This window comes from Stieleria varia (genome assembly GCF_038443385.1).
GTDB lineage: Bacteria > Planctomycetota > Planctomycetia > Pirellulales > Pirellulaceae > Stieleria > Stieleria varia.
This window is the reverse complement of sequence record NZ_CP151726.1, coordinates 7,053,356-7,075,439: the sequence shown is the minus strand read 5'-3', so window position 1 is coordinate 7,075,439 and position 22,084 is coordinate 7,053,356. Positions and strand designations below refer to the sequence as shown.

The window sequence follows — 22,084 nt, the reverse complement described above, 5'->3', positions numbered from 1 at the left end:
GGCGTCAATCCAATATGAAGTACTTTTCGGATGTGTCTTGCTCGATTTCTCGCAGCGTGGCAGGCGATATCTCGCAGCCTTGAAAGTCGACCATTTCGCATCGAAGTCGAACAATGGATTTCAAATCCTGACTCGTGATTCGTCGGCCGCTGAGGAAAATCTTGCCTTCTTTCTCGTAATCCTCGTATTCTGACGTCGCTTCGGTCTCCAGATTGATGGAGTTCAAACTCGGAGACTTGCCTGCGAACAAGGCAAAGGCTTCGATCGAAACGGATGAACCGGCAAGATCAATGGCTTCGAGCGATGGCATCTTCCAAGACTGGAACACTTCGTCGGAAACTTTCAGATTCCAGAATCTCGCTTTCAAAACGTCCGGCCATGCCAATCCCATCAAATCATCCCCGTTCAAACTGAGATCATCGATGGTCACTTGCACGATATCCCTCGCCAAAGCACGAGGAATGGTTGTGAGTTTTCTCCCGCTGATATGAATTCCCGATAGACTCGGAACCTTTTTCAGTAGAGTTGCGAGTTGCACATCATCGGGCGAGTAATCGGGGGCAATCAAGCGACGTGTTGACGGGACGCTTTCATCAGCGTGATCGAATGTATCTGCAGCAACTCGGCAATCAATGAAACGGAGAGTTTCCGAGCAACTCGGCAGCAACTCCAGAGCTTCCTGAGAGATGCTCATCCGCTCGACCGAAAGGTACGTGGCGTCGATTTGTTCTGGAAAAAATTCTAGCCACGAGGTCACCAAGTTCTCGTTTGATAACTCGTCATCGCGGTGTTCCACACCTGACAATCCTGCCAGTCTCAGTTGCTCCACAAAAACTTTGCCCGACGCGTCCTGTGGCTCATCACCCGAGCGGGAATCCTGCCCATTTGAACGACCGCCCACTGTAAACTCTGTGCATTGAGAAATATCAATGAATAGCTTCTCCAGACGCGTTGGACGATGGAACCGCAACGCGGTCAGTCTCGCAAAGGGATCGAGGCCGCGTATTGGGATACCACTGATCGTGTGGACGCTCTCCGCAGACTCGATTTCCAAATCGACCTTCTGTGAGTTGCTCAAGAAGACGGATTCCAATGCAGGGGCATCCATGATCGTTAGACGGGTGACCGCTTCAGAAATCTTTACGGACATGCTGCTGATTTGCAGCACTTGCAGGTCAGGTGCAGACCGAATCTGAAACTCGCAATCGATATCATAGGGCGCCAGAATCGTCAATTCACTGACCCGCTGTGGCACCGAGATATCGCCACCGTTGCGAGACAACGCCATTTCAAATCGCGGCGAATCGGTTGCGTCAGAGTCCCTGCGTCCGTAATACGAATCCAAGCGTGTGATTCGGATGAGTTCCTCCTCGCCCTGCGTCCGCTCAAGTTGCAAATCCACCAGTTGCGGTACGGCAAGAAGTCGTTGGACGGCATCGGGGGAAAGCTCACAGTCCTCCAATTCAATCGATTCGAGATTTTGATGCGTTGCCAATTGCTCAACATGCTCCGGCAGCAAGCGACACCTCCGCAAGGTGATGTCATGGAGCACGGGCAAGCCCAAAACATGCGTGATTACCGAGGGTGGACTTTCGCTCAACGTCACCGATGTCGGACGACCACGTTTGATTCGGTATTCCGATGGCAGGATGGCGGAATCAAACTTATCAGCGAGGCTGGCAATCGATCCGAGCTTGGGATATTGCTCAAAACGATGATATCGCACTCCCTCCTGAGAACGAAGCGCGATCATGCGCAGCCAGTAGATACCATGTGTGCTCATCAAAATGAGAATCACCAGACAGACAGACGTGGTGATTCGGACGCGACGCAGCGTCATGGCTGAAACCAGCTGTTTGAGCCGCTTTGGAGGCAGAAAGATCAACCAAATGGCGATCGCGATCAGGAGGTTGAGGATGAGTGATACAACACTGAAGTCCACCGTGGCCCAGGTATCGGACTCTGTCCAAATCAACGGAGCAGACGATTGATTGACTTGATCTTGTTCCAGGTACCTCAATGGCCAGCCTGCGACCCGATAACCGTCTGAATCATAGCGACCGATCGTTCCGAACGGATGAAGAACCAGAATCAGCAGGCTGACCAACAAGAACCATGAGCCCAGGATTCTGCCAACACGCGACCATCGACTCACGTGCTCACGTTGAGCTGGTTGACTGCTTGTGTCGGCAAAAACTGCGGAGTTGGCGACAGACGGCCTGGGAATCCTCAGCGTTACGCCACACTTTCTGCAAATGCTGGGGAACAAACCCACAAAGAATGCTCCGATGAAACTCGGCTGGTGATACCGTGATGCATTCCTTGGTGTCAGCCAATACGGATCATCTAGCAGTTCATCGCTAACAACGCCGACGCCCAGCAATAAGAATTTGCATCCGATGTATCCAACGATCCAGGTGACGAGAAAAACAACGACGCCAGTCGTGCGAGAGCCGGACGCTCCCATTCGCATCGCTGCGATCGCGAGTGCGGAGTAGTAGAGCGTCACCAACAGCGTGTGTGAGGGTGACCAGTAGTAGTCCCAAGCGAACTCCGGTATCCGGGCACTGAACAAAGCGACTGCGCAGAGAAGCGAGAGGAAGATGAGATCCGAGATTCCCGCACGGGAATCACTTGCATCGTCGTCGTCTTGCTGCTCACCACGGTACGTCAGAGAGCAACGCGAAATCAGCCGATACGCGATCGGCAATATCCCCGTTGCCGATGCGATCAGCATGTACATGGACACTCTTTGCCAAGCATCACACTTGAAGGGTGAGTTGATCTTGCCTACATAGTCAATCAACAAAGGCAGTCCTACGAAGTGGCCGAGGTACAGCGACACGGCGGCCGCAAAAACCCAGTAACGAGATTTCGATCGGGGATGTCTCAACCAAAGCCAAAGGTGCAACAGTGCGAGCCCCACGTAAGTGGCGTCCTGCAGCAAACTGATGAGAATCAGGGAAAGAGCGACCGGCGTGGCATCAATCACGCGGTCTTTGGGAACTTGGGGCAGACGCATTGGGTTGGTTGATCATTGAGGTTATCAGGCTTCCTCGGCCACCCACGCAACCTCACTATCTGCGTCGATTTTCGGTGCACGCTGTGAGCGCGAATTGACAGTGGTTGGAAACGAGGCAAATACCAGCAAGAAGCGCAAGCGAGTGAACAAGAAACCATCAACCACTCGCTCGCGCGTCGTGCTGGTATCAAGGCCCTAGAAATCTGCTCGGACCGCGTCACGTGGAATCCATGTTCGTGTGACAGGAACCACCGAAATGGTAGCTGCCTGTAGGAGATGCGAGATTGTATCCGATCGTTCGACTCACTGGGTGCCCAGAGGATCTAATGAAGGGCCAGCGATTTCAGAATCCCCGGCTCGGCTGCCGACCTAACTGCTGAGATCAGGAAAAAACGATCCATCACAGCGGCATACCGTTCATTTCCCCTGCCCAGCGGTTTATCCTGATGACGCTCTCTTTGAAAATACACATCATGAGTGATTGATCGATGAAACGGATGAAGAAACAAACCCAATGGTCGTTTGCGCCCTTGGAAGCTCGCACCATGCTGGCAGGCGACGCCGGGCTTGCCGTGGCCGATGTCGCTACGGTCGATTTGCCCACCACCGAGCAGACGACCAACGAATCCAGCGTCCCCTCGGTCGTCTTTGTGGATCAGACGCTCGTCGATTTGACGACACTCATTGACGGAGTCGACCCGTCGGCCGAGATCGTGTTGTTGGATCCCAAACAAGATTTCATCGATCAAATTGGAAAGGGATTGTCGGGGCGATACAACGTATCGGCCGTTCACTTGGTCACCCATGGGGCTGAGGGGCGAATCGTGCTGGGAGGGCAAGTCATCGATGAGTCGGCTCTGGCTGCTCGGTCATCGGATGTTTCTCTTTGGTCTCAGTCCCTTTCCAGTGACGCCGATATCTTGCTGTACGGTTGTCATTCTGGTTCGGGAGTCTCTGGCCAATCATTGATGGAATTGATCTCGGATTTGACCGGTGCTGATGTGGCTGCTTCGATCGACCGAACCGGCGCCGATAGCGAGCACGGCAACTGGACGTTGGAACGGCACGTTGGCCAGATCGATACGGTGATCGCGTTCACTGTCGATTCCAGAAACCGATTTCGTGGCACATTGAATGTCACCGTTGCGGCCACGGGCAGTACCGGACAAGAAATCGCTCAGTTGTTGATCGACGATGCCGTGGTTGCGCAGTGGGACGTCGGCACCAGCGAAAGCCCATTCGTCTATCAATCCGAACAATTGCTGACGGCCGATCAAATCAAAGTCCACTTCGTCAACGATCTGTATCAACCTGAGTTGGGAATCGACCGCAACTTGACCGTCGATTATGTCGAGATCAACGGGCAACGTTTTGAGTCAGAAAGCGAAGCAACGTTTTCAACGGGGACATGGTTCAATGAAGACGGGATCGCCGCCGGGTATGGGCGTGGTGATACGTTGCACGCCAACGGCTATTTCCAATACGGTGGCTCACAGCCGACCGGTTTGCTGAATCTGGACGGGCGATACTTCAACGACAACCCGGGCACCACGGCCTACATGAGTGCCGGTCAATTGGTGGTCACCGCGGGACAAGCTGATGGTGTGGCGTGGACGGGAACCACGATCGACGGCGGTGCCGAATACGTGTTCTCCGTCGACGGATTCCGCCAAGGAGAAACGTCGGCGTTCGCTGTGACCGCTGGCCCCGCAGTTGTCGGCATTGATTTCTATGATGAATCGGGGGTCGAAATCGGCGAGCAATTCGTCGCTTTGCAGACAAATGATGTCGTCAACGGAAATGTGAATACATTGCAATTCACTACGCCCACAGACGCCCGATATGCATCGATCTGGGTTTGGGTTCAGAACACGGACTTGGCCGGGCCCAGTCCAGTCGCGGTGGAGCAAAGTTCGGCAATCATTTCGTCGGTGTCACTCGACAAAATCACTTCGGCGGACACCACGCCACCGACCGCATCCTTTGACAGCAACCTGACCATCACGGAACGAACAGGCACGATCAGTTTCTCCGTTGTGTACGAAGACAATTTTAAGCTGGGACCGGACGGACGAATTCGTGTGACCGGCCCGAACGGGTTTGACCAAATCGCTCGTGTGGCATTTTCGATTGATGATCCCAATGCGTTCAATCCTGACCAGCGTACAACGATCACGTTTGTCGACGCGGCATCCAGCTCAGGATTCTTTGACACCTCGACCAACGGAACCTACACGGTCGAACTGCTGCCGGATTCGCTTCGTGACGAAGCTGGCAACGTTGCCCCTGGGCAGGTCCTGGGAACCTTTTTGGTCGACGTCCAGGTCCCGATCGATTTTGTGCCGCCAACGGTCAGCTTGACGACGACGCAAACCAATGTTCGGCCTGATGGGATCATTCAGTTTTCGCTGCAGTACGACGACAACGTCACGTACCCTGAGACGAGGCAGGTTCCTGATCGCGTGACGGTGACCGGACCCAATGGTTTCTCGGCAACGGCCCAAGCCATTGCTGGCGGCAGTCAGGCTCCAGCCACCGTGTTTGAGGTTTTCTATCTGACGCGTGATGACGGCTTGCCATTCGAACTCGGCGAGTACTTCGTCTCCGTCGCCGAAGGTGCCATCGTTGACACGGCAGGCAACCCGAACGCCGCCGGGCTGCTGGGTTCGTTTCAGTTGATCGGCTGAGCAAGATAGTCGCTCGATTTTCCAAATCGATAGCGTGGGCTGCTGTACGCTCAGCCATCGCCCATGATCTGGACGGCTTTTTCCATGGGTGCGTACGTACGGCACTGGTGAGTCCTCTGGTTGCGCCCGCAAATAGTCGCTCGATTTTCCAAATCGATAGCGCGGGCTGTCGTACGCTCAGCCATCGTCCATGATCTGGACGGCTTTTTCCATGGGTGCGTACGTACGGCACTGGTGAGTCCTCTGGTTGCGCCCGCTATCGATTTGGAAAATCGAGCGACAATGAGTTCGCTATCGATTTGGAAAATCGATAGCGACTATTTTTTGAGGCGAATCTCAGGAGGGGATGAATGGTGGCCAAACCACGTGGTGGTTGGCGTCGGGCTGGATTCGCTGGAAGCCGTCGGTTTCGGGTGGCTTGACGTAGAAGTACGCTTGGGCGAACAGGCGTGTTTCATCGTCGAGCAAATGGATTTGGATCTCGTGGCGATGGTACAGGTCCGTTGGGGAATTACCCTCGGTGCCTTCGATCTCATCGAGGGTTTTGAAGACGGCCTCGACGTCGCTAGATTCGTAGGTCCAACACTCACCCAAAACCCTGTCAGTGCCCGTTGTCATGGCCGGGTAATCATCGCGGCCGTAGAGGTGACCGAGGGTCCACGCGGGGGCGATGCGAAGCGGGGCGGCGGGCCACATTCGTTCGCGACACTGGCCACGTTTGAGAGTTCCGTAGACAAAGAAGTGATGAAGCGACTTTGCGGGATCTTGGGTCATGAGTTGATGGTCGCGGAACGTCGCTTGCGAAACTGATTCGGGTTTTGCGCTTGCCCGGTGATCTCGTACAAGAATTGGCTCGGGATCGTCGGACGTGCTTTGCCCCATTTGCGACGTGTCAGGGCCATGGAGAGCGTGAGTTTTTCCTGGGCGCGGGTCACGCCGACGTAACACAGACGGCGTTCTTCGGCGATGTCCTCCTCGCGACCGCTTTTGACGCTGCGACTGTGGGGCAAGAGGCCTTCTTCCATGCCGACCATGTACACCACAGGAAACTCCAGTCCTTTGGCTGCGTGCATGGTCAGTAGCCAAACTGCATTTTGCGCCGCGAGCTTGTCCTTTTCGTTGCCCATTTCTTTGCCGCTCAGCGCGATGTCCGCCAAGAAGCCGGTCAGGTCCGCCTTTTCGCGACCGTCTTCGAACGCTCCGATCGCATTGCTGACTTCGCCGATCGACGCCATTCTGGATTCACGTTCCAGCGGATCATCGTAGAGTCGCGTGATTTCGCCCGCGTATCCGGTCCGACTGATCAGCGTATCCATTGCGGCCGTCAGGCTTTCGTTGGTCGCTCTTTGTTGGACGTCTTCCAGGATCGAACGAAGATCGGCGATGCCTCGTTGGGCTGCCGGTTGCAGCATATCGACCACCTCCTGATCCATCATGACTTGCCAAATCGGCTTGCCGACTTTGACCGCATTCTCCATCAGGGTCTTGATCGTTTTGGTACTGATGCCGCGTGCGGGAGTATTGATCACGCGGAGCAGGGAGACTTCGTCGTTGGGCTGATCGATCCATTTCAGATAAGCGACGATGTCACGTACTTCGCGACGATCAAAGAACGACTGGCTGCCGAGCATCACGTAGGGCACGTCGGCTTTGCGCAATTCGGTTTCAAAGAGTCGTGGCTGTTCGTTGGTGCGGAACAGGATGGCGATGTCGCGAGGTTGAATGTGTTCGTTGTGAATCAGATGGCTGATTTCAGCGACCACGGTCTTGGCCTCTTCCTGTTCGTCTTTGAACTGAGCGATTCGTGGTCGAATGCCGTCGGGGCGAGAGGCTCGGAGGATTTTGTCGTGGCGTTCGCTGTTGAATTGGATCAAACGGTTTGCCATCTCCAGGATGGCGCCGGTGCTGCGATAGTTGCTTTCCAGGCAGACGATCTTGGCATCCGGCCAGTCCTTGCCGAAGCTCAGGATGTGCGTGACATCGGCGCCACGCCACGCGTAGATCGATTGATCGTCGTCGCCCACGACGCACAGATTTCGATGTCGACCGGCAAGGTGTTTGGTGATTCGATATTGGCTGCCGTTGGTGTCTTGGTACTCGTCGACCAGGACGTGATCAAAGCGAGCGGCCTCGATGTCCCGAATGTCGGGATGCTGGTCAAAGAGGACTTCGGTTTGCAGCAGCAGGTCGTCAAAGTCCATCGCGCCGCGAGCTTGCAAACCGGCTTGGTAGCGGCGGTATCCGGCGGCGGCAAAGTGTTCTTTGTCGTTGCCCGCCACCATGGCGGCTCGATCGGGATGGATCGATGCGTTCTTCCAATTACTGATGATCGACAGCATGTCACCGGGTTTGAGTGCGGTGTTGGACAGCCTGAGTTCTCGCAAGATGCCGCGAGCGAGGGATTCTTGATCGCTACGATCGTAGATCGAGAATTTTTCCGGATAGCCGAGCGCTTTGGCATGACGTCGCAGCACGCGGACGCAGTGGGCGTGGAACGTGCTGACGGTGGGGGCAGGCGGCGGTTTCTCACCCTTGCGAAGTCGTCGTTTTTTGTGACCGAGCAGTTCCCCGATCCGTTCCTTCATCTCACCGGCGGCCTTGTTGGTGAAGGTCACCGCCAGGATTCGGTCGGGCGCGATCCCACTGCGGATCAGATTCGCGATGCGGAATGTGACGACTCGAGTCTTGCCGGTCCCGGCACCGGCCAGCACGAGAAGCGGTCCGGACAGGGTCCGCACCGCTTCCGCTTGGGCTTCGTTCAATCCGTGATTGCCGGCTGCTCCGTCAGACATGGTTTTGGTGTTACCTATCGATCGTCACGGTCGAGAATAGGATCGGCGTTGCCAACGGCAACCAACACCATGGGAGCTTGTTGCGGGCGTCCGCCGTTCATCGAGACGCGGTCAAATGGGATCCCGTAACACGCGTAAGCGCCGGTGGATGTGTTCAGCACATAGACCACGCTGGACGCGACAGGGTTTTGGCTGGAGCTGGGCATGTCGACCAAACCGGTTGCCATGATGTATCCGCCGCCCTTGTCACCTGAACCCAGGGCTTCCATCACGTTGACGGTGAACAGCCCCAAGAATCGACCTTGTCTGGGATACATCACGCTGCATTGCAGCAAGCCCGAGTTGTGATCGAGCACAAACAAGCCTTCGGCTTGCTGGCTGACGGGGCCGGTGGCCATGGAAAATTTTTCGCTGGTGACGGATGCTGTGGCACCGATCGTGGGCAATCCAGGGATGTTAAAACCCGTCTGTGGTCGATTCAGTTGCTCTGACAGCGAGGTCGCTTTACCGGCAAAGAAGGTGGCCGTGAACAACGAGGCTGCGACCACGGCAACGCCAGTCACTCGCCAACCGTAGTGACGCAGAGAATTCCAGATCTTGGCGCCGGAGCAGCACGGACCGCCGGTTTCATCCGCCGAAAATGGGCCGTTATCGCTGGCAACCGCCAGTTCCAGCGGGACACCCGCGGAATCATTGGATCGAGAGGATTCGTTGTGAGACATCGTGGGCTCCGAGCGAAATGTGGGGAGAAGTTTCCAGCAGTGGTCAGTCGAACGCGAGAAAAACAGAATGTGAGAAAAACGCAATTCCGTCGCACAGGCGGTGATCGTCAACCAGATCTTCCCCCATGACGGCGTAAATCTCAATCGTGCAACGAATTTTTCGCGTCGGGATTCGCCGATTGCGACCGACCGCCAATTGTACGGGCGCGGATCGAACTTTACGATTGCGTTTTTGAACGATTCCCCCATTGTCTCCATCCCACCAGCGAGGTCAAGAAAACCGCCATGGGCATTAACGCACCGTTGAATCGAAAACTACGTATGGCCCTGGTGGGCGGCGGACAAGGCTCCTTTATCGGCCGTGTCCATTCCATTGCGGCTTGCCTGGACAATCGCGCCGTGGTCACTGCGGGAGCGTTGAGCAGCAACCCAGAGCGAGCCAAAGCGTCGGCCCCCGACTACGACATCGCGGAATCCCGGGCATATTCCAGCTACCAGGAAATGCTGGAAACGGAAGCCAAATTGCCCGAAGACGAGCGGATCGATTTCGTCAGCATCACGACACCCAACCACGTCCACTTTGAAGTCGCCGATGCGGCGGTCAAGGCCGGGTTCAACGTCGTTTGCGACAAACCGATGACGTTCGATTTGGATCAAGCCGAGACGTTGCTGAAGTCCGTTCAGGAAAGCAACGTCGTGTTTGCGGTTTCGCACAACTACACGGGTTACCCGTTGGTTCGCCAAGCACGTGAGATGATTCTCAACGGCGAGCTGGGTGAGATCAACGCGATTCGGTCTCAGTACATCCAGGGTTGGCTGCGGACTCAGTTGGAGGCGGAAGATCAAAAACAGGCCGCTTGGCGAACCGACCCCAGCAAGAGCGGCGCGGCCGGCGCGTTCGGCGACATCGCGACGCATGCCTACAACCTGGGACGCTACATGACAGGCTTGTTGCCCGAGACGGTCAGTTGTTCGCTGAAGACGTTTGTGGAAGGCCGCAAGCTGGATGACTACGGCACCGCCATCATCCGCTACGAAAGCGGTGCCCTTGGCAGCGTGACCGCTTCGCAAATCAGCCACGGCCGCGAGAACGATGTCGAAATCGAAATCGATGGCACCAAGGGTTCGTTGAAATGGCGTCAAGAAAACCCGAATGAAATGATCGTTCGCCAAAACGGCAAGCCGCACCAGATCTACACGCGTGACCCCAACGCGCCCTTCACCAACGGCAGCGGTGCGGCGGCATGCCGATTGCCCAGTGGTCACCCCGAAGCGTTCTTTGAAGCGTTTGCGAATGTTTACTCGTCCGCGTTTGATGCCATGGTCGCTCGTGCCGCGGGCGAGACGGTGGAGCAACGCGACACGGTGTACCCGAACGTGTACGATGGGGTGGAAGGCATGTACTTTATTCAGCAATGCGTTGCCAGCAGCAGTCAAGACGCGGCGTGGTTGCCGTTGAAGCACGCTGCGGCGCGAAAGTAACTCGGGATCCAACGTTCACAACATGCCCGTCGCGACCGACACCAATGCCGATTCATCGATGGGATCGAGTGAACGATGTACCGCTGTGATCTTGCCGGCGGCGGGCAGCGGTCGGCGTTTCGGTGCGCAGCAGAACAAGCTGTTCGCCGATCTGGCCGGCAAAACACTGTGGCAGCATGCGGCGGAGCGTCTGTCGGCGAACCCGAATGTTCGTCACCTTGTCATGCCGATATCGGAAACCGACCGGCCAAGGTTCGAAGGCGAATTCGGCGTGTGGATCCAGGAACGCGGGATTCACCTCGTGCCCGGTGGACGGGAGCGAACCGACAGCGTGCGAGCCGGGCTGGATTTTTTGCGATCGGACGAGCGTTTTCAGGACGTTCGTTTGGTCGCGGTCCACGACGCCGCACGGCCACTGGTCAGCGACCACGACATCGGCGCCGTGATCCAGGCGGCGGCCAAAATCGGAGCGGCAGTCTTGGCGACTCCGGTTTCTTCGACGGTGAAACGCCGGCTCAACGACGAACACTCGATCTCCACGATCGACAGGAGCGACCTGTGGCTTGCCCAAACCCCGCAAGTCTTTCGTCTGGATTGGCTGGCGGAGGCTTACGAAAAACACCGCGGCAGACCTGCCACTGACGACGCCGAACTGGTGGAACGATTGGGGCGTCCGGTTGCACTGATCGCGGGTTCCACCGACAACTTAAAGATCACGCATCCGGACGACCTGCCGCTCGCAGAGTCCATTTTGAACCGACAACTCCATTCCAACACGATGCCCCATGCCGACTGACGATCTGATTGCGGAACTTCGCTGGCGAGGACTGATCCATCAAACGACCGACGAAGCCGGACTGGATCAGTTGCTCAAATCCGGTCAACAAACGGTGTACATCGGGTTTGATCCGACTGCGTCAAGCTTGCATGTCGGCAGCATGATGCAGTTGATGTTGCTGCGGCGATTTCAGAAGGCCGGGCACCGTCCGATCGCGTTGGTCGGTGGCGCGACGGGGATGATCGGCGACCCCAGTGGCAAAAGCGAGGAACGCAACTTGTTGTCGGCCGAGCAGTTGCAGGCCAACGTCGCCGGCGTGGAAGCACAGATGCGGCGGTTCCTGGATTTCGACGGACCCAATGCCGCCTTGTTGTTGAACAACTACGAGTGGATGCAAGGCTACAGCTACCTGGAATTCTTGCGTGATGTCGGCAAGAACTTTCCCGTCGGCGCGATGATGGGCAAGGAATCCGTTCGCGCCCGCTTGGGCAGCGATGCGGGATTGAGTTACACCGAGTTCAGCTACATGCTGCTGCAAGCCTATGACTTTGTGCAGTTGTGTCGCGAGCACGGATGTCGCATTCAAGCAGGCGGCAGCGACCAGTGGGGCAACGTCACCGCAGGCATTGACTTGGGGCGCCGAATGCTCGGCGAACAACTCTTTGGCCTGACCGCTCCGCTGCTGACCACCAGCGACGGAAAGAAAATGGGCAAGACCGAGCGTGGAGCGATCTGGCTCGATGCCGAGCGCACCAGCCCCTACGCGTTTTACCAATACTGGATCAACGTCGGCGACGACGACGTGATGCGGTGCATCGCCTACCTGACGGAAATCGAACAGGACGAGTACAACGGCCTGGCCGACGCGACCAAGAACGATCCGGGACGCAACGAGGCTCAAAAGCGGTTGGCAAGCTGGATGACAGGTTTTGTCCATGGTGAAGATGGCCTGGCGTCGGCGGAGAAAGCCACCAAGATCTTTTTCGGTGGGGACATCGAAGACGTCTCGGATGCCGGACTGGTCGAGATCTTTGCCGATGTGCCCAGCAAGGAACTGGCCACCAGCGAGCTAGGCGGCGAAGGACTTTGGATCATCGACGCGTTGCAGCATGCCGGGCTGGCCAAGAGCGGTGGCGAGGCCAGGAGAACGGTCAAGGAAGGCGGTGCGTACATCAACAACAAACGCGTCACCGACATGGATCTGCGTCTTTTCGAAAAAGACTTGGCCAGTGAAACCGTGATGGTGCTCCGCAAGGGGAAACGCAATTATGCTCTGTTACGCTTTGTTTGATCCGCTCCCAAAGGTCGCGTGCTGATGAGCAATCCAGAGAGTCAATCCAATTCTGTCACGGATCGTGAGTCCGCTGCAGCGTCGGCAAATCTGTCGGCAAATCTGTCGGCCATGCCCGATTACGAACCTTCGCATTTTCGGTTGTTGGTGGTGGACAACGAAGCCGCTCATGCCCGCGCGATGACCGAAAGTTTGGAAAAGGTGGGCTATCAGTGCACCGTCGCCACCAGCGGTCCGGAGGCAGTCAAGCGAATCGAGAGTGACACCTTTGACATCATCATCACCGACATGGTGATGAATGATGTCGATGGAATGAAGGTGCTCGAACTGGCTCGCAAGCGTTTGCCGGATTGTGAAGTCGTCATGGTGACGGGGCACGCGACGGTGCCGATCGCGGTGGAAGCGATGCAGCAGGGTGCGTTCAATTTCCTCGAAAAACCGATCACACCCAACCGCTTGCGGGCGATCGTCGAGAAGGCCGTCGGAGCAGTCGGTCTGAGACGCCGCAATACAGAATTGCTGCAACGATTGGATGAACGCTTTGGCTTCGAAGGCCTGATCTACACCAGCAAGAAGATGCAGACCGTCGTCGATCGTCTGCGTCGAATCTCTGCCACCGACGCAACGGTGTTGATCACTGGAGAAAACGGTACCGGCAAAGAAGTCGTCGCGCAGGCGATTCACCAAAACAGCCCGCGGCGCAACAAGAGCATCGTCGCGATCAACACCGGTGCCATCGCTGAGAATCTTGTGGAGAGCGAACTGTTCGGTCACGTCAAAGGTGCCTTTACCGGTGCCGATGCGGATCGCGTGGGCGCATTTGAGTACGCAAACGGGGGAACGCTGTTTTTAGATGAAGTCGGCGACATGCCGATGAGCACGCAGATCAAGCTGCTGCGGGTCCTGGAGGAGAGCAAGATCACACGAGTGGGCGGCAACAAACCGATCAATGTCAACGTGCGTCTTGTGTCGGCGACCAACCGACCATTGGAGGACATGATCGACGCGGGCACCTTCCGCAGCGATTTGTACTTTCGATTGAAAGTCGTCACCGTGGAGTTGCCACCGTTGAGGGAGCGAAACGAAGACGTGATCCCCTTGATGGATCACTTCCGCAAACAGTTCTTGCGTCGTCACGACAAGCCGACCGCTCACTTCACGCCTCAGGTGACCAAGCGATTCTTTGCCTACCAATGGCCGGGAAACGTCCGCGAGTTGAGAAACTTTGTGGAAATGATGGTCGTTTTGGACACGGATGGCAAACTCGATGTCGATGATTTGCCCCCCGAACTTTCGGATGACAGCAATGTGGAACTTCCGGAGCTGCCGGCGTCCATACCGGGGGGCAACTCGGATTTGGTCGGGCAGCCACTCAGCGTGATCGAGCGTTGGGCGATCGAGGAAACGTTGAAATTGACCAACGATAATCGCGAGGAAGCGGCAAAGATCCTGGGCATCGGGGCTCGAACCCTGTACCGACGCTTGGATCAATACAAAAGCGGGACGGGCGAAACGAGTGAATCAGCCGACGATTAGGCTGTTCAGTGATGTCTTGACACACGCGTCGTCGGTTTGATAGCTCCATCAATATGGATAGTCCCTCAAACCGCTCCGCCCATCTGCTTCGTGTGCTGGCTGTCGTCGCCTGCTGTGCGGTGGTGCATGTTTCCGCTGCGTCGGGACAATCGCCATTGGACCTCCGAGCCGTTTCGGGAGCATCGCCGATTGCAAGAACATCTCCGATGGCAACGAATCTGACGCGGCAATTGAACGCAGCTCGCGCCGCCATGTTCGCCAAGGGGCCGTGTGTGCTGCTGAGAAACCAAAGCGTTGTCTACGGCGAAGCGGTTCAGTTGGGAGATTCGATTTCGGTGCGGCGAGACAATGGTTCGCGAATCGTCCTGCCGCGAGAAGACGTGCTGTGCTGGGGTCCCAGTGCATTATCGCTCTACGAGTACAAAGCCGATCGGCGACGAGGAGTGCGACCTGATCGATTGATTCAAGATGCACGCTGGAGCCTTCGATATGGGTTGTTGGCTGAATCCGCAGAAGACGTGAAACTCGCACGCCATGTTGTGGGCGACACACGCGAAATTGTGCAGTTGATGAATCAAATCGCGGATGCGGTTGCCGCGTACGGCGACAGCAGTGTCGACAGCGAAGGCGACAGCGAGAGCGCGGTCCAGCAAGCCTCGTACGAAACTGAGAATGCTGACGTCGCCGAAGAAATCGTCAGCGAAGCCGATCCTGAAACGCTTCGCACCTTTGTCCGTCACATCCAACCGATCTTGCTGAACCAATGCGTTCAGTGCCATGACTTGGACTGCGAGAATGCGTTCCGCCTGAATTCACCCGCAAATGGTTCTCGCCCATCGCAAGCGATCTCGGTCGATAACCTGTCCACCGTGTTGGGGTACATGGATTTGGATGCCCCCGAATCAAGTGAATTGATCGCGAGAAGCTCCGATGATCACGCGGGCGCAGACGCTCGCACCAGTTCCATCCAAGATCGATGGATAGCGACGCTGACGCAGTGGGGCACGATCGCCAAACCGAACACAGAAACGGTCAAGACATTTTATAGCAAAGCGAAAAGGGATCGCGACGCAGCGTCTCAGATCATTTCCGTTCATGAACTGGATGCCTCGGAGTCTCCGCAAGACGAAACGGAGTTGTCCGAAGCCGATTCATCCAAAAGACTCGCCAGACTGCCACCGGTCCAGAACCCTTTCGATCCGGAACTCTTTAATCGGCGTTATCACTCACCGGAGTGATCATCGTCGCTCGACTTTCCAAGTCGATAGCGTGTGGCATCTCAATGGCCAACCATCACCAGACGCATTCGTCGAAAAGGGAATTCTGGCGAATCCCATTACGGTATGGCGTCGCCTCTTCTTACTTGGCTGACTCGAGGGCCTCTTTGCGGGCGGCCTGGAACTCGTCTCCCTCGTTCCACGTCGGCATCTTATCCGCATCAGCGACTTCGTTTCCGACCAAGAACAGCAATTTGCCGTCGTCGATCGCACCGGCCAGATCCCAGTCCTCGCGATACTCGTCACTTGGTTGGTGATAGATGTTTTCCGTCCAGTGCTCAAGCTGTTGTTTGCCCCAACCCTCGGGCTTGCCGATCACAAACTGGCCTGAGTGCAGGTAAACACCTGGGACGCCGATTTTTGCCAAGCTGAATTGGTCGCTCCGGTAATAGTATCCCTTGTCAGGTGCATGATCGGGTGTGACCACGCGGCCCTGAGTTGCGGCGACGGACTTGATCACGGCGTCCAAGCTCGACTTGCCGTATCCGATCACGTTGACGTCGTTGGTGCGGCCGATGATGTTGGTGCCATCCATGTTGATCACGGCCGCGATCTTGCCGGGATGAATGGAGGGATGGGCGGCGAAGTACTTGGATCCCAGCAAGCCTTGTTCCTCGGCGCCGACGGCGGCGAACAGAATCGAGCGTCTCGGTGCCGGATCCATGTTGGCAAATGCGTCCGCCATCGTCAGCAGCATCGCGGCACCCGCTGCATTGTCGACGGCACCGTTGTAAATGTTGTCGCCCGATTCATCCCGGTCGGCACCGATTCCTAAATGATCATGGTGCGCCATGAAAATCACCACTTCGTCGCGTCGTTCTGGATCGCTGCCGGGCAACATGGCCAGGACGTTGGCCGTATCGCGTTGACGAACATTCGCATCGAGTTTCATCGACAGCGTCACGCCCAACGGCACGGGTTGAAAGTCACGAGACTCGGCGGCCGCCAGCAACTTGTCCAGGTCATGACCGCCCAGTGCAACGAGTTTTCGACTAGCCTCTTCCGTGGCCCACGATTCCAGGTCGAGTCGAGGTCCGTCGTGGTCTCGCAACTCGGATTCTTCGCCGCTCCACGACGTCTGGATGACTTGCCAAGGATACCCGGCCGACGCCGTGGTGTGGATGATGATGACACCCGCGGCACCTTGAGCGGCGGCCGTTTCGTATTTGTAATCCCAGCGACCGTAGTACAGCCGCCGACGACCGGCGAAAAGTTCGGGATCGTCCGACGGATCATTGTTCATGACGACCAGGATCTTGCCCGTCAGGTCGACGTCTTTGAAATCGTCCCAGTCGTACTCGGGAGCTTGGATGCCATAGCCGACAAACATCAATTCCGCGTCGCTGACCTCGATGTGCTCAACGGGTTTTCCGACCGTTGCCATGAAATCATCGCTCGTTTTCAACGTGAGCGATCCGCTCTTGCTCTGAAACGTGACTTGCTCCGGTTGCAACGTGGTCACTCCGATCAGTGGGACCGGTTGCGTGAAACCACCATCAGGAGCAGCGGGTTTCAAGCCCATCGTTTGAAACTGAGTGGACAGATAAAGCTGGCTGAGCTGGTCTCCGCGTGTTCCCGGTCCGCGGCCCTCTAAGAGATCGTCGGCAAGGAAGCGGATGTGGCCGCGAAGGGATGGTTCGTTGATCCGCGGCAAGACCGCCAGGACCTTGGGATCATAATTGAGAACCATCGGCGGATGATCGACGACGGAGACCCTGAGGCCGTTCGAACTTTCATTGGGTGCTTGCGCAAAAAGCATCCCGTCCTGCAGGCCAGCGAACGATGCGGTAACAAGAATGAGTGCTGCGACCAATATTCGTAGGCGGAATCCCATCAAAATCTCCTCGTCGGATTTGCAAGAACTGCAGGAACGAGTGGGATTGTACACCAAGGTTGAATCAAACGGATTCGTTACGAACCGTGAATCCGAGGTTGATCGCCGGCACGCCATCGATGGGTGCGGGGCGATTGGCGGGTTGACGTGGTTGGTGCTCGATTCGAATCCGGTCGATTTCGTCGAGGTGATTGACAAAGCAGTCGATCAGTTTGGGGTCCCAGTATTCTCCGGCACCTTCACGCAGGATCTCAACGGCTTTCTCGATCGACATGCCTTTACGATACGGTCGGTCGCTAGTCATTGCGTCAAAGGCATCACAGACGGCCAGGATTCGACCATCGATGGGGATGTTGTCTCCGACGAGTTGGTCGGGATACCCCTTGCCGTTGTAGTGTTCGTGGTGATAGAGCACACCGGGCAAAACGTCTTGCAGGGCTTCCAACTCGTGCAGAATTCGCCAGCCGGCATCGGTATGAGTTTCGATGATGGCGCGTTCTGAGTCGTCCAGCCGAGATGGTTTTTGCAGCACGCCATCTGGAATGGCGATCTTGCCGACGTCATGTAGCAACCCGGTCAGGTAAATCCTTTCCAGTCCGGCCGATGTGTAACCAAAGTGGGACGCCAAGCAGCGAGCAAAGCTTGCGACCCGTTCGCTGTGACCGCACGTGTAGGGATCCCGTGCTTCGACAGCGTTGACCAACGCGCGGACGACATCGGTAAAAAGTTCTTCTTTTTGTTTCAGCAGTCGGATGTTGTGGAGTTGGGATGCGAGCTGATTGGCGGCCGTTTCCATCAAGGATGCTTGGACCGTTGTGAACCCCAGTTGTGCCCAGGGAACGTCTTCGATGTCATCCTCGATACGATTGCATGCGACGATCCAACCATGCAGCCGTTCTTCGCTGGCACATTCGACCATCACAAACTCGTTCAGTCCGTCTATCCCGAGACTATCCTGCCCGGAGGCTTTGTTTTGAACCACGGGGTAGTTCTTGGCAGCGTCCGCGTATTTGCGCACGAGCGACAAAATTCCATCATCACTGATGTCGGACTCGTTGGTCCACATCGGCGCTCTCAGATCTGTCTCTTGGTCCGCCGTCATGACGGCCGCGATCGTGACGGCACCGACGCCAAGGGCGAGTGGCATCAGTGAAGACAAGACAAAATCGTCGGATGCGTTCTGGTCCGCTGAGAGTTTCAGGCTGGTGGAAAGAGAGCGGATCAGTGAGAGTTCTTCGAAATCCTGCATCACTTGGGATGTCAATGATTCGATTTCGGCATGCAATTGGTCCGTTTCAAACCGTGCCTTTTCCAGGTCCAGGACACACAGTCCGTGCCGACCGCTTTGAGCAGCATTCTCCGCCGTGCTGTGCCAGACGGCAACACCACCGGCCGGTAGCGCAATCGCCATGCGACAGGACTTCGCCGGGCTCTGCACATTTTGTTCATAGCGAAAGTGCCACTGATTGGGGTCTGCAATGGCGCGCTGGGCCAGCGTGTCCCGGCGGATTTGATCGTCACTGACAACATGCACGTCGCAGCCCAATTGCTCCGCGAGGATCGCAGCTAAAGACCGATCGAGATCCAATGGATTGATGAGGCATGAGCCGATGGGTTTCAATTCATTCACTATTCACGTACCTCGTTGAATCCCCTGCGATCGGTCAACGAAACATGACTGAGATCAACCGGAGCGGAAATCGGTTGCGATGACGCCCTCTCGCACGCCAGGGCCGCATCGAGCGTTGACAGCAAGGCGCCGGGGCTGAATGGCTTTCCAAAAATCTGCGAGATATTCAGTTCGTCGCTGATGCTTGATTGTGATAATTCCAGCTGTCGACCCGTTACCAAGAACAGGATTATCGACTGATTGACTTGGCGTACGCGATGAAACAACTCGATGCCTGTCAAGTATGGCATTTCCTGGTCGCTGATGATCGCCTGGATGTCGGGATTTGCCTCAAAGACGCTCCATGCTTCGCGGCCATCACCGCACGTCAGCGGTAGGTAACCGCCGGATTTGATCTTGAACGTCAAGACTCGCGCAAGACCGGGATTGTCTTCGGCGATCAAAATCTTTTTTGATGCGGTGTTCATAGGAAGGTGATGATGCACTTGAGAGACTGGAATCGTCTGGGCAACGCGTTCTGACTTCTGCTTCTGTTTGTTCGTTCTTAGCATGGATGTGGCACTTGTTGACTGGTCAGGTCTTAGATCAATTCTGGATCTGAGCCAACGGCTTGCAGGATTTCTCGGTTCGTTTCGACCGGAGCCATGATTGGCGGCGTTTGCTTGTCATGTTCTTCCACAATGGACTCACAGAATTTTTCCACCAGTTTCGGATCATGGATGCCTTGCCGGGCTCGGTGACGCAGGATTTCGAGAGCCTCTTCGTGCGTTTTCGCGCGACGGAATGGGCGATCGTTGGTCAAGGCGCTGTACACATCCACGATGCCAACGATTTGTGCGTTGATTGGGATCTCGTCTCCACGCAAGCCATCGGGATAGCCGGTGCCGTCAAAGTGTTCTTTGTGATGACGAATGATCGGCAGCACGGGTGCGAGCGGTTTCAGTGGCGCACAGATGTCACATCCGACGCGTGGGTGTTGATGAAACAGTGCACGTTCGCGTGGTGTCAGTGGGCCTGTTTTTTCCAAGATCGAATCCGGAATCGCGATCTTGCCGACGTTGTGCAAGATCGCGCCGTAGCGAAGCATTTTGAGTTGAGAGGAGTCGAGTCCGATTTTCTTGCCAAAGGCCACTGCGTAGTTGGCAACCTGCTCGACGTGCCCGCCGCTGTAACCGTCTTTGCTGGCGACGGCCCTGGCCAAGCTCAACGCGACACTTTCGGCACCGATGAGCTCCGTATTGCCGCGATGCATTCGCGTGATGCTTCTGAGACGAATCTTTAGCTCGCCGCGATTGATGGGCTTGCTCAAGAATTCGTCTGCGCCCGCTTCGACGGCTTCCGTGATTTCTTCATTCGATCCGGTGGTCGTCAGGATCACGACCGGAATCGTGCGATACTGCATGTCGCTTTTCAATTTGCGGCAGACGGCTAATCCCGATAGTCCGCCGCTGATTTGGGCGTCGATCAAAATCGCGTGCGGCTCGGGACGGCACATCGCTTTCTCCAACGCTTCCGTTCCCGTGGTCGCTTCGGTGATTTCGTACGACTCGTCACAAAGCCCCAAACGCAATAGTTTGCGAATCGTGGCGTTGCCGTCGGCGATCAAGATTCGCATTTTCTGCTCGACATCTGCAGCGGCTTGGCTGAATGTGTCGGCAATGCCTTGTGCGATTTCGGAATGCAACTCTGCGGTTTCCATCGTTTTTCCCTTTGGGAATCAGCAATTGGTGCTGATAGATATTGAATGAATTTGAATGAGATTGGGTTGAGTTGAGTGGTCTTTTGACGCAATCCGGTTCATCGGATCGCGAAATGTCTCGCTTGCTAGACCATTGTCAAATCAATTTTCTCTGGGATAGGGCGAATGGTTTCGTCCGCGTTTTGGTCACCGGCCAGAGGAGCGACGACGGCTTCCCGAGGCAGTCGCACGGTAAACATGGTGCCTGTGTCGACCACGCTTTCGACTTCGATGCTGCCTCCGTGCAACTCGGTCAAGTGCTTGATGATCGCCAAGCCGAGTCCGGTACCGATGCCTTGATCGGCAATCGCGGCTTGGTAATAAGGCTCAAAAAGATGTTCCAGGTGTTCCGGAGCAATTCCCCGACCTGTGTCTCGGACACTGATTCGGAACTGTGCATCGGAATCGGGGCGAATCTGCACCATCACGTTTCCACCAGCGCTGTTGTACTTGATCGCGTTGGAAAGCAGGTTCAGCAGGATTTGCCTCAGCCGCAACGGGTCGGCGGTGACTTCGTTCAGCTCCACATCGACTTGGGCGGTCACCGAAACGCCAGCTTGCACGGCTCTCGCGTTGATCATGCCAACACATTGGTCGACCAGTTCGACCAAGGCAACGGGCTGGGGTGCCAAGCGGATCATGCCCGCTTCTGCTTTCGCGTAGTCCAGGATGTCGTTGACCAGAGCCAACAAGTGCTGAGCGGCCTCGTCGATGTCGCCGACAAACTCGCGTTGAGCTTCGTTTAATTCGCCAGTGCTGCCGTCGAGCAGCGATTCGCTGATCGCCGTGATGGTCGACAGTGGCGTGCGGACTTCATGAGACGTTTGCCGCAGCGCCTGAGCTCGCATTGCGACCAGTTGTTCTTGGATTTTGTTCTGCAACGCTCGCTTCTTTTCATCACGCTGCAAGTTGTAGCTGGTGATCAGGACGCGAACGGTCAGATAAATCAAACCTGCCAGACACGCCATGTCACGAACGGAATCAAAGATCGGGTTCCAGTTCGTTTCCGCGGCTTGGTAATAGAGCTGGGCAAACATGGTTGCAGCAACGACCGCAATGACCAAGCTGGCCAAACCCACCGCTCGACGGCGCACCAAAGCGAACGCTGATCCCACTGCCACGAGATAATAGAGGATTAATGCAAAGCGATCCGCAAACGCGAATTGATGCAGCATTGCGAGAAAAGTCGCAGCGATCACAAAAATAGCGACGTCGGGACTCAGCAGCCGTTTCACTGTCAGTTTTGGATTGTTCATAGCCGTGCTTCGTGGGGTGACTTTGGTCGCATGAACGCT

The 22,084-nt window shown here is 56.1% G+C and carries 15 protein-coding genes; 6 read left to right on the top strand and 9 right to left on the bottom strand.

Annotated elements, in window-relative coordinates; genetic code table 11:
* Positions 1-4: 4 nt before the first annotated feature.
* On the bottom strand, positions 5-3,022 hold the full coding sequence (locus tag Pla52nx_RS23815) for a hypothetical protein (protein WP_146518589.1): 3,018 nt from the start codon (positions 3,020-3,022) through the stop codon (positions 5-7).
* 497 nt (positions 3,023-3,519) lie between these two features.
* Here Pla52nx_RS23815 and Pla52nx_RS23810 point away from each other — a divergent pair, with 497 nt between their 5' ends.
* Positions 3,520-5,709 (top strand): DUF4347 domain-containing protein, encoded by a 2,190-nt coding sequence (locus Pla52nx_RS23810; RefSeq protein ID WP_197454311.1) that lies wholly within the window; start codon positions 3,520-3,522, stop codon positions 5,707-5,709.
* 336 nt (positions 5,710-6,045) lie between these two features.
* Here the strand turns inward: Pla52nx_RS23810 and Pla52nx_RS23805 are convergent, their stop codons facing one another.
* From Pla52nx_RS23805 to Pla52nx_RS23795, 3 genes are read right to left on the bottom strand one after another with little or no spacing between them, the layout of a single operon-like run.
* Entirely contained in the window at positions 6,046-6,483 is a 438-nt protein-coding gene (locus tag Pla52nx_RS23805) for a gamma-glutamylcyclotransferase family protein (protein WP_197454310.1), read from the bottom strand.
* Entirely contained in the window at positions 6,480-8,501 is a 2,022-nt protein-coding gene (locus tag Pla52nx_RS23800) for an ATP-dependent helicase (protein WP_146518586.1), read from the bottom strand. The genes Pla52nx_RS23805 and Pla52nx_RS23800 overlap by 4 nt, the downstream gene beginning before the upstream one ends.
* Positions 8,502-8,515: 14 nt before the next feature.
* Complete coding sequence (locus Pla52nx_RS23795; RefSeq protein WP_146518585.1) at positions 8,516-9,223, bottom strand: hypothetical protein; 708 nt, start codon at positions 9,221-9,223, stop codon at positions 8,516-8,518.
* A gap of 285 nt (positions 9,224-9,508) precedes the next feature.
* Between Pla52nx_RS23795 and Pla52nx_RS23790 the strand changes: the two genes are divergently transcribed.
* The 5 genes from Pla52nx_RS23790 (at position 9,509) to Pla52nx_RS23770 (ending at position 15,548) form a co-directional block, all read left to right on the top strand.
* The gene (locus tag Pla52nx_RS23790; protein ID WP_231741732.1) at positions 9,509-10,705 is read left to right on the top strand and encodes a Gfo/Idh/MocA family protein; all 1,197 of its coding nucleotides are present in this window, start codon (positions 9,509-9,511) and stop codon (positions 10,703-10,705) included.
* Between the two features lie 22 nt (positions 10,706-10,727).
* Complete coding sequence (gene ispD / locus Pla52nx_RS23785; protein ID WP_231741731.1) at positions 10,728-11,501, top strand: 2-C-methyl-D-erythritol 4-phosphate cytidylyltransferase; 774 nt, start codon at positions 10,728-10,730, stop codon at positions 11,499-11,501.
* Positions 11,491-12,774 carry a tyrosine--tRNA ligase gene (gene tyrS / locus Pla52nx_RS23780; RefSeq protein WP_146518584.1) on the top strand — a complete coding sequence of 428 codons (1,284 nt, stop codon included), beginning with the start codon at positions 11,491-11,493 and terminating at the stop codon, positions 12,772-12,774. The genes ispD and tyrS overlap by 11 nt, the downstream gene beginning before the upstream one ends.
* A 111-nt stretch (positions 12,775-12,885) precedes the next feature.
* Positions 12,886-14,310, top strand: a complete 1,425-nt coding sequence (locus Pla52nx_RS23775; RefSeq protein ID WP_390620372.1) for a sigma-54-dependent transcriptional regulator — start codon at positions 12,886-12,888, stop codon at positions 14,308-14,310.
* 206 nt (positions 14,311-14,516) lie between these two features.
* Positions 14,517-15,548, top strand: coding sequence for a hypothetical protein (locus tag Pla52nx_RS23770; protein WP_146518583.1), 1,032 nt, complete (start codon positions 14,517-14,519; stop codon positions 15,546-15,548).
* Positions 15,549-15,669: 121 nt separating this feature from the next.
* Here the strand turns inward: Pla52nx_RS23770 and Pla52nx_RS23765 are convergent, their stop codons facing one another.
* The 5 genes from Pla52nx_RS23765 to Pla52nx_RS23745 all read right to left on the bottom strand — a co-directional run bounded on the left by Pla52nx_RS23765 (position 15,670) and on the right by Pla52nx_RS23745 (position 22,045).
* Positions 15,670-17,421, bottom strand: a complete 1,752-nt coding sequence (locus Pla52nx_RS23765) for a M20/M25/M40 family metallo-hydrolase (protein WP_197454308.1) — start codon at positions 17,419-17,421, stop codon at positions 15,670-15,672.
* Between the two features lie 64 nt (positions 17,422-17,485).
* The gene (locus Pla52nx_RS23760) at positions 17,486-19,051 is read right to left on the bottom strand and encodes an HD-GYP domain-containing protein (RefSeq protein ID WP_146518581.1); all 1,566 of its coding nucleotides are present in this window, start codon (positions 19,049-19,051) and stop codon (positions 17,486-17,488) included.
* Positions 19,051-19,518, bottom strand: a complete 468-nt coding sequence (locus Pla52nx_RS23755) for a response regulator (RefSeq protein WP_197454307.1) — start codon at positions 19,516-19,518, stop codon at positions 19,051-19,053. The genes Pla52nx_RS23760 and Pla52nx_RS23755 overlap by 1 nt, the downstream gene beginning before the upstream one ends.
* Positions 19,519-19,631: 113 nt before the next feature.
* Positions 19,632-20,750 carry an HD domain-containing phosphohydrolase gene (locus Pla52nx_RS23750; protein ID WP_146518579.1) on the bottom strand — a complete coding sequence of 373 codons (1,119 nt, stop codon included), beginning with the start codon at positions 20,748-20,750 and terminating at the stop codon, positions 19,632-19,634.
* 125 nt (positions 20,751-20,875) lie between these two features.
* Positions 20,876-22,045: a sensor histidine kinase gene (locus Pla52nx_RS23745; RefSeq protein ID WP_146518578.1), complete on the bottom strand. Its 1,170-nt coding sequence runs from the start codon at positions 22,043-22,045 to the stop codon at positions 20,876-20,878.
* Between the last annotated feature and the right edge of the window lie 39 nt (positions 22,046-22,084).